At 67.1% G+C, this 8,608-nt stretch carries 11 protein-coding genes; all 11 read right to left on the bottom strand.

All coding sequences use genetic code 11. The annotated features are described in order from the left end of the window. A partial coding sequence (locus AB1609_10250) for a hypothetical protein (protein MEW6046847.1) occupies nt 1-227 on the bottom strand: 227 nt, incomplete at its 3' end. A gap of 6 nt (nt 228-233) precedes the next feature. Beyond that, nucleotides 234-1,151, bottom strand: a complete 918-nt coding sequence (locus AB1609_10245) for a type II secretion system F family protein (GenBank protein MEW6046846.1) — start codon at nt 1,149-1,151, stop codon at nt 234-236. 45 nt (nt 1,152-1,196) lie between these two features. Further along, a complete protein-coding gene (locus AB1609_10240) occupies nt 1,197-1,757 on the bottom strand; it encodes a hypothetical protein (GenBank protein ID MEW6046845.1) in 561 nt (186 codons plus the stop codon). After that, nucleotides 1,690-2,358, bottom strand: a complete 669-nt coding sequence (locus tag AB1609_10235; GenBank protein ID MEW6046844.1) for an RRXRR domain-containing protein — start codon at nt 2,356-2,358, stop codon at nt 1,690-1,692. Before AB1609_10235 ends, AB1609_10240 begins: the two co-directional genes overlap by 68 nt. A 35-nt stretch (nt 2,359-2,393) precedes the next feature. After that, nucleotides 2,394-3,638, bottom strand: coding sequence for a transposase (locus tag AB1609_10230; GenBank protein MEW6046843.1), 1,245 nt, complete (start codon nt 3,636-3,638; stop codon nt 2,394-2,396). Then, on the bottom strand, nt 3,601-4,047 hold the full coding sequence (gene tnpA, locus AB1609_10225) for an IS200/IS605 family transposase (GenBank protein ID MEW6046842.1): 447 nt from the start codon (nt 4,045-4,047) through the stop codon (nt 3,601-3,603). The genes AB1609_10230 and tnpA overlap by 38 nt, the downstream gene beginning before the upstream one ends. Nucleotides 4,048-4,436: 389 nt before the next feature. Further along, nucleotides 4,437-5,786 (bottom strand): CpaF family protein, encoded by a 1,350-nt coding sequence (locus AB1609_10220; GenBank protein ID MEW6046841.1) that lies wholly within the window; start codon nt 5,784-5,786, stop codon nt 4,437-4,439. A 5-nt stretch (nt 5,787-5,791) separates the two neighbouring features. Beyond that, nucleotides 5,792-7,006 carry an AAA family ATPase gene (locus tag AB1609_10215; GenBank protein ID MEW6046840.1) on the bottom strand — a complete coding sequence of 405 codons (1,215 nt, stop codon included), beginning with the start codon at nt 7,004-7,006 and terminating at the stop codon, nt 5,792-5,794. Nucleotides 7,007-7,012: 6 nt separating this feature from the next. After that, nucleotides 7,013-7,762: a Flp pilus assembly protein CpaB gene (gene cpaB, locus AB1609_10210; GenBank protein ID MEW6046839.1), complete on the bottom strand. Its 750-nt coding sequence runs from the start codon at nt 7,760-7,762 to the stop codon at nt 7,013-7,015. Nucleotides 7,763-7,796: 34 nt separating this feature from the next. Further along, a complete protein-coding gene (locus AB1609_10205) occupies nt 7,797-8,228 on the bottom strand; it encodes a hypothetical protein (GenBank protein ID MEW6046838.1) in 432 nt (143 codons plus the stop codon). A gap of 34 nt (nt 8,229-8,262) precedes the next feature. Beyond that, nucleotides 8,263-8,608, bottom strand: a 346-nt coding sequence (locus AB1609_10200) for an EAL domain-containing protein (GenBank protein MEW6046837.1), incomplete at its 5' end; no start/stop codon positions are given.

Below are 8,608 nucleotides of genomic sequence, written 5' to 3'. Positions count from 1 at the left end.
GCAGGCAGAAACCTTCTCCCCACGCGCACGAGAAGCCCGGCAGCCCCGCTAACCAGTACCTGGAACAGCCCACGGGCGTGCTCCTCCGCGGCCTGCTCCACGGGGCTCTTCTTCACGGCACCCACGATGCGCGCCAGCCGCATGGCGGCCAGCTCCGACCTTTCCAGGACAGCCAGGCAGGCCAGAAACACCGCCCCGCCCGCCACCACACCGACCAGGGACAGCAACACGGCTCACCCCTCCCCCGGCACGGTTCCCATCATCCGCTGGATGACGACCCAGCCGAACCCGATCGCCCCCAGGCAGGCCAGGAACAGCACCCGACCGGACCACGAAGAAAGCATGGGCTCGAAGTACCGCGGGTTCATCATCCGGCACAGGGCCACGGTACCCACCGGCACCAGCGACACCACCAGGGCCGACGCTCTGGTCTCCGCGGTCAGGGCGCGCATCTGGTCGCGGAACGCCCGGCGGTCGCGCAGCGTTTCACTCAGCCGGTCGTAAATCAAAGCCAGGTTCCCGCCCACCCGCGACATGATCGACGTCGCCGCCCCCCAGAGCTTCCAGTCCACCGACTCCACCGTCCCGGCGACCCCCTCCAGGGCCTCGGCTGGCACCGCGCCCAGTTTCACCGCCCGGTCAGCCTGGGCCAGGACGTCGCGGATGGGCTGGGGGCTCTTCTGCGCCGCGTGCTCCACCGCCTGGCTCAGCGAGGCCCCCGCCCGCAGGGAGGTCGAGAGCAGTGCCAGCGCGGGCTCGAGCTGGCCCGCCAGGACCCTGGCCCGCTGCATCTTCGCCCGCTGCAGGAGGAGGTAAGGTCCCGCCAGGCCGAGCGCGGAGAGGAGCAGACCTCCCTGCACCCCGATGGCGAGCAACCCCACCGTGAACCCCAGAGACCCACCCAAAACGGCCGCCGCCAGGAAGTCCCGTCCCGTCAGCCTCACCCCTGCCTTGGCGGCTTCCTGCTCCAACCTGCCGAACAGGCCCCCGCGTTGCTTCCGCACGGGGGCCTGCACCGGCTGCTCCTCCGCGAACACGGGCCGTGGCTTGACCACGCTCTCCCAGTCGCGCCGCGGGGCCCTGGTCCACGCCCACACCATCAATAACAGCAGCGCGCCGAAGGTGCAGGCAAACACCACGTTGTACCACACCGGAACATCACCTCCTTGTCTGGATCTATCAGCTTGCGTCAGAACCTAACACGTCGGGACATACGCCAGCCTGCGTGGTCGGTGAAGAACGCGCGCCTTCGAGTACGAAACCTCGAAGTTGCGGTCCGACGCAGTCCGCAGGGCCAGCGCCCGCGCCTTCAGGCTCCGCACGCAGCCAAACACAAACCTCCCGGCACGCTCCGCACGCACCACGTCCCAGTGCCGGAAGCCGTTTCTCTCCTCGCACGTCCTCGTGGGATTCCCCTCCCACCTCCGCCTCCTCAGCGGCCAGACCATGTGCTCCGGCCCGAAGAACTTCAGAGGACCGCAGGGGAACAGGCACGCCGCGTCGTTCGCGTGACACTTGGGCAGCCCCAAGGCCTTCCGCCACCCCTCCGTCTGCCAGCCCTCACAGGTGCGGATCTCCCCGAAACGCCCAAGCAACAACAGGAGATACGCCTTGCCGAGCACGGCAAGCGCCCGCCAGGCGAACGTCCGGCCCTTCCTGCCCAGGCCCACCTCACCCGCGTGCAGCTTCTCATGACAGTCCCGGCACAGGGCCACCTGGTTCTCGGGCGTACCCGACCCACCCTTCGCCCGGCCCACAAGATGGTGGCAGTGGAGCTTCTCCCGGCTGCCGCACAGGACGCACCCGCCGTCCCGGCCCAGCACTTTCTCGTGCGCGTTCCTCCCGGGCAGCGAAGGGTCGCACGGCCGCCGAAACCAGCTCCACGTCCACCCCCGAGACCGGCGCTATCTTCGCCAGGTCCGCCAGCACCCGGGAGATCGCCTCCTTCTTCTGACGGATGCTGGGGAAGGGGACGGCCTGCCTGCGGTTCAGGTTCCGGCAGGGACGGTGCCTGACCAGCCGGTAGCGCCGGCTCCTCCGGTACTCCCTGCGGAGGGTGATCAGCCGGACAACATCACCCCGCTGCACAAGCACGCCGCGGAACACCACCTCGCCCGCGTGCTCGTTCACCAGCGCGATCCCCACCCGCCGGGAACCGTCGTCCACCTTCGCCCTCAGGGGGCCGGCCGGGCTCTCCGCCACACGCTTGAGCCTGATCGCGAACGGGCAGCCGCGCTCGACCACTGCCTTCCCGTCACGAAGCAGCATCCTCGCCCGCGCGGGATGGCATGGCAGGAGCGGCTTCCCCTCCGCGTCCACCACGAACACCTTGGGGTAGCTCACAAAAGAAGCGCCCATGTGACATCCTCCCCCGAATGAATTCGGGGGCATCCTCAAGCGGATGTGCGCAGGATTGGCCTGCGCTCCGGTTCGTGGACCGTATGCCATCCCGCCTGGAATGACACGACCACGGGCCGCGCCACACGGCCACTACTCCCCTTGACGGGAGACACCTGGAACGCCCGTTCGTAGATGTTCAGGGCGCCGTTCACGTCTGCCTGCGCGGTCCACCCGCACGGGCAACGGTACAGACCCCGATGGATTCGGCTAGCTTCACGAGCCGTTCCGCAGGCATGGCAGGTGCAGGATGTGCCGCGCTCGTCCACATCGTCCCGCACGGCAATTCCCGCGAGAGCGGCCTTGTACCGGATCATGTGGACAATCTTGCGATAGGGCCAAGCATGGAGCCGCTGGTTCATCCGGGCGCCATACTCGATCCCGCCGCGGATGCCGGTGAGGTCGCCGATGGCCATTTCCTTCACACCGCGCTGCACGCACTCCCGAATGAAGTGGGTAGTGGTGATGTGCAGAAGGTGCTCCACCTGCCGGCGTTCCCTGTGGGCGATTTCGCGGTACCGCCGCGACACACGTGGGCGTTCCTTAGACGGCGGCTTCACCTTGGCCCGCACCTTTTGCCAGTACCGGCGGATCGCCTTGATAAGGCGGCCGGAGTACAGAAGAACCGTGCCGTCCCCGAAGGCCGCCGCGAGGAGCACCGTCTCGCCCAGGTCCACCGCCACACGGCCTGTGCCGTGGTTCTCGCGGGGCTCGACCTCCACCACCAGGCGGGCTTCCAGTTGCCCGGTCAGCTTGTCGTAGGTGATGAAGACCTCGCGCACCCGCTCGTATTCCACGCTGGGCCGGTGGCTGATGCGGAACGTGACGGAGCGGACGCCATCCTCCCGGCCCGTACCCAAGGAGAGCGTCAGGCGGCCGGCCTCGACCTTGAACCCGCTCTGGACGTATTTGAGCGGGGAGAGCATGAATTTAGGCCGGAACCCTGGAGCGTTATGGTTGGTTCGCCCGTTACGCCGGAGGGCAAAGAACGACTGCCACGCCTGCCGCACCTCGTCCCTGGTGAGCTGGGCGGACATGGAGTAATAACCCTTTGCCCTTGGAAGTGCAGCCAGGATGCGGTTGAGGTTGGACCGGCGCACATCGACGCGGCCGATCTCCTCCTGCTGGCGGCGTAAATGCCACATCAGCCCGTTGTAGACCTTGGTGGCGCAAAACATGGCGTCCCGGAGAATGCCTTCAGTCTCAGGATCCGCGTGAATCTGCGCCTTGATCGTCAGCATCGACACCCGACTTCTGCTCCTCGATATAGCGTTTGATGGTCTCCGCGCTCACATGCCCAGCGGTGCCGACGTAGTAGGAGGGGTTCCATAGATGCCCACCCCACAGCCGACTCCTGAGATGCGGGAACATGATGAACAGGCGCCTGGCGCTGGCTCCCTTCAGCACCTTGGCGATGAGCGCGGGACTGAGTGCGGGCGGTGCGGAGAGAAAGATATGGACATGATCCGGCATCACCTCCAGACCGAGCACGTCGTACCCTCGCTCGGCCGCCGTTTGCGCCAACAGGTCTTTCAGCGCCACATCGACAGGCGGAACCAGCACGGGCTTGCGATACTTGGTAGACCATACGAGATGATAGTTGATCTCATATACTGCATTGGGCGTGGACTTCCACGACTTTTTCTTCATACCACCATGATACCACAGGCGCGAGGGGGTCCGTGTATCCCCTCAATGAATTGAGGGGGATTACAGCCCCCTCGCGCTCCCCCGTTTCTCTAAGGGCACCCTCCTTCCGGGTCACTCCGCTCCTCGGCAATGTGCCGGGGCCTCTTTGAACCCGCGGGGTGTTCACCAACTGTCCCGGAGGGACCAGGTTCCGTCCCCATGGGCCGGCAGCGCCCGGACCTGGAGCAACAGCCCGGAGTGCCCGCCTCACGGCAGCCCCAGCACGTAGGGGGACCCCTCACCTCCCCGGTCGCCCGGGGTTCGGCTTACGGCCAAAGGCCGCCCCCTCAGCCTCAGAGCCACGGCAGGCTAGCAGGAACTGTGAGAACCTGGTAGCACTACCAGAGCTCCTACTGCGTGTCATCCCGAAACCACCCGGGGTCCAGCGACTCCCCGTAGAACGCCAGCTTTTCACTGAACTCCGGAACCCTGCCGGTCGGCACCAGTTTGCCCCCGTCCCCGTCCTGCACGAAGCGGAACAGCTCGCGGATCTCCGGGGAGCCGCTGGCGTCCAACCCGCCCACTTCGGCGATCGAGGTCACCCGCCGGGAGCCGTCGCGCAGCCTCGCCAGGTGCACCACCAGGTCAATGGCCGAGGCTATCTGCTCCTGGATGGCCCGGTGGGGCAGGTCTTCGCCAGCCATCAGCACCATGGTGCCCAGCCTCCGCAGGGCGTCCGCCGGCGAGTTGGCGTGGAGAGTGCACAGGCTGCCTTCGTGCCCGGTGTTCATGGCCTGCAGCATATCGAGCGCCTCCCCCGTCCTCACCTCGCCCACGACGATCCGGTCAGGCCGCATCCGCAGGGAGTTGCGCACGAGCTGCCTGATGGTCACCTCGCCCCTGCCCTCGATGTTCGGCGGCCGCGCCTCCAGCCTGACCCAGTGCGGGTGGCTCAACTGCAGTTCGGCCGAGTCCTCGATGGTGATGATCCGCTCGTCCCCCGGGATGAACTCGGAGAGCACGTTCAACAGGGTCGTCTTCCCCGAACCGGTGCCTCCCGAGACCAGGACGTTGAGCCTGCCGCGCACGCACGCGCTCAGGAACTCCACATCCCTCGGGCCCAGCGAGCCCAGCCTCACCAGGTCTTCCGCGGTCAGCTTTCGCCCGAACTTCCGGATAGTCACGCAGGGGCCGTTCAGCGCAAGCGGGGGGATGATCACGTTCACTCGCGACCCGTCGGGCAACCGCGCGTCCACCATGGGGGAAGACTCGTCCACCCGCCGGCCGATGGGGCCGACTATCTTTTCGACCACCCCCATCAGGTGGTGGACGTCGCGGAAGGCGACTTCCGTCTTGACCAGCCTGCCCTTCTTCTCGATCCACACCTCTCCGGGGCCGTTGATCATGATCTCCGTCACGTCGGCATCGTCAACGAAGTGCTGGATCGGCCCGTACCCGAACAGGTCCGACAGTATCTCCTGGACCAGGAGCTTCTCCGCCACCCGGCCCAGGTGTGCCGCTTCCTCCTCGACGATCCCCCGCGCCGCCGCCTCCAGTTTCCCCCGCACGTCCGGCTTGTGCCTCTCCAGAAGCATGCTCTGGGGGACTTCGGAGAGCAGTCTGGCCCGCACGCGCGCCAGCAGTTCGGACGTTTGCTTGGCTTCCTCCGGGGCCCTGGTTTTCTTCGGCGCGGCCCGCTCCTCAGCAGCTTCGGGGACCTCCATCCCCAGCTTCTTCCGTACGTAGCTATCTCTGGGCACCTACTCTACCTCCTCAACGACAGCCCGAACAGGCCGCGGCGCCGCGCCCCCACGGTCACGGCCGGCGCCACCTGCCCCGCAAGCACCTTCACCTCCTGGGCAAAGGGGCCGTCGGGTTTGGACACCACCGCCACCCCGCCCTGGTTCTGGCACACGCGCACGCTGGGGTCTTCCGGGATGCGCGCCGCTACCGGGAACGGAACCAGGTCCGTGATGCGGGAAAGGGGCAGGTCGGGCCGCTTCGGCACCATGTTGAGCACGACGGAGCACTTGCCGGGGTCCTCGGCCATGGTCACCACGTACTGTTCGGCTTCGTTGAGCAGCCTCAACGACACCACATCGAGGGTGGTGACCAGCAGCACCCGGTTGGCTACCTCCATGGCCACCGCCACCATGTCGTCGAGCTGGATGCCGCAGTCGATCACCACCACGTCGAACCTGCGCTTGAGCCACTCGAGGACCTGCCGCGCCCCCTCAGCGTCGCCCAGATCCCCTCCCAGGAGCTTGCGGGGCCCCGGGAGGGCGTGCAGGCCAGACGGGTGCCGTGCCACCTGCGCTTCGTTTTCCGATACCTTCCCGGAGGTCAGGTCGGACACGGTCAGGCACCCGTCACGCAGCTGCAGGGCGACCTGCAGCTTCCCGCACGGGTCGAACTCGGTGACGCAGGACCGGAGCTTCAGGGCGCCACCCATGCAAGCCCCTGCCAGGTTCACGGCCAGCGTCGTCTTCCCGACGCCGCCTTTGGGGCTCCACACGCAGACGACCTCCTGCCTCGCGACCACGGCAGCCCCGCGGGGGCCGGGGTACTGGTCCTCCTCCTGCTCCCTGCCGGCTCGCGGCGGCACCGCAGGGGCACGCCTGACCTCTTCCTCCCGCGCCTGGCTGAGGGCATCCATCACTTCCTGCGGGTCAGGGGGCGAGAGCACCGTCCCTCGCAGGCCGAAAACCCGCGCGTTCCGCCACAGGTCGGGATCGTAGCGCGACACGCAGAGCAGCCCCACCGCCTCCGGGCAGGCGCGGGCCAGCCGCGAACCAACTTCCATGGCCTCGGGTATCCCGGAGTCCACGAGCAGCACGTCAGGTACCAGCTCTGCCAGCATCCTCATGGCCTGGTCGGGGTCGGAAAAAGACCCCGCCACCCTGAGTTCCGGGCTGCGCAGCGCCCCAGCTGCCGTCTTCAACCACCCGGGGCCTCCAACCAGCACGACCTTGTAGCTCATGGACCCTCACCTGCCCGGCTCTACGGGAACCGGGAACCCATACTTTTCGAGCCAGGCCCTCCCTGTCACGCCCGGGGTGACGGCGGCCTGCTCGTCCGTCTCATAGGGGTTCAGCGCGAACATCAGCCGGCCGGAGGACAGGGCGAAGGCAACGTCCTCGATCTCCGAAGGGGTCAGCGCGAGGACCAGGGTACCGCTTCCCTCGGATCCCTTCACCGCCTTCAGCACCAGCACGTTCCGCGCAATCACCTTGCCTACCCCCACGGTGCCCGTGGGCGCCTCGATGCGTACCGAAGCGACGATGTCCACCCTGTCGCCGTCCCTCACCTCGCCGCCCACCGCCGACTGGGGGTCAAACGGCAGGGCAAACGCCCGCAGGTCCTTCCGGCCCAGGGCGGACAACCGCGCTGACATCAGGCTGCGGTCGCCCTTCACCTGGGCCAGGTGAGTGGTCCGGATCACGTCCCCTTTCAGGACGTGCACGGCCGTGTACTGGCCCGCAAGCTGCCTGGTGTCCGTGGCGGGCTTCTCGTCCCCCGGGACCCGGAAGACGTCCGGAGGAAGCCCGACCAGGGGCACCTCCTCCACCTTCAGCATCGACGGGTCCAGGCGCGTGTAGGGCGGGATGTCCCTCACCGCCACTATGGCCGGGACGGTCTCCGAATACCCCCTCACCACCTGCACGGCGCCGAAGCCAGCGCCCACCGCCAGGATCAGCGCCCCTATCAACAGCAGCCCCGAGGATCTCCTCTTCATCCTGCCTTACCTCCTTTTCCGTCCGCCTCTCACCTTACTTGGCCTCCTGCAGGAGCAGCTTTATCCCCGAGATCAGCCACTTGCCTTTGAGCTTCACCAGGTCGTACACCACTTCGACCCGGGTGATGGTCGTACCCGAACCCGGCACTGTCTGCTCCTGCACCCAGGAACACCTCGCCGAGGCACGCGATTTGTCCCGGGACATGAAGTCCACCTTGCCCTGGAACTCCGACACCTTTGTCTCCACGGCCCTCACCGCCTCAAGCAGCGGCCGCGACGCGTCGAGCTCCACGAGCGCCTGGCCCGTCAGGTAGTGGCGGGCAGAGTCGTAGTCTTTGGCCGCGAAGAGCTGCGTGTACTTCTCGCAGAGCTGCACCAGCTCCCTCTCCAGGCTCGGGCTCTTGCCGCAACCCCCGGCCACGCACAACGCCAGCACCGCCGCCAGGATGATCCGGACAGCCTTCATCGATCGTTCCCCTCCCTCTTTCACGGTGTCTCGGTCACGCCACGCTTTCCAGGGGCTCCGGCCGGCCAAGGAGATATCCCTGGCCGAACCGGATGCCCAACCCGCGCACGAATTCCAGTTCCTCTTCTGTTTCGATGCCCTCGGCCACCACTTCCGCCCCCAGCGACGCCGCCATCTTCACCAGGTGTTCCAGCACGTGTTTCGCCCTTCTCCCGGCCAGCGCATTGGTAACGAGAGGCCGGTCCACCTTCACGAAGTCCCCGCCCACCTCCGCCAGTGCCAGCACCCGGGACTGGCCCGAGCCGACATCGTCCACCGCCACCCGGTAACCCAGTTCCCTCCACCGCCTGGCCGAAACCGCCATCTCACCCGGCGCAACG

This window comes from Bacillota bacterium, from assembly GCA_040754675.1.
Taxonomy (GTDB): Bacteria; Bacillota; Limnochordia; order Limnochordales; family Geochordaceae; genus Geochorda.
This window is presented reverse-complemented; position numbering and strand designations above follow the sequence as displayed.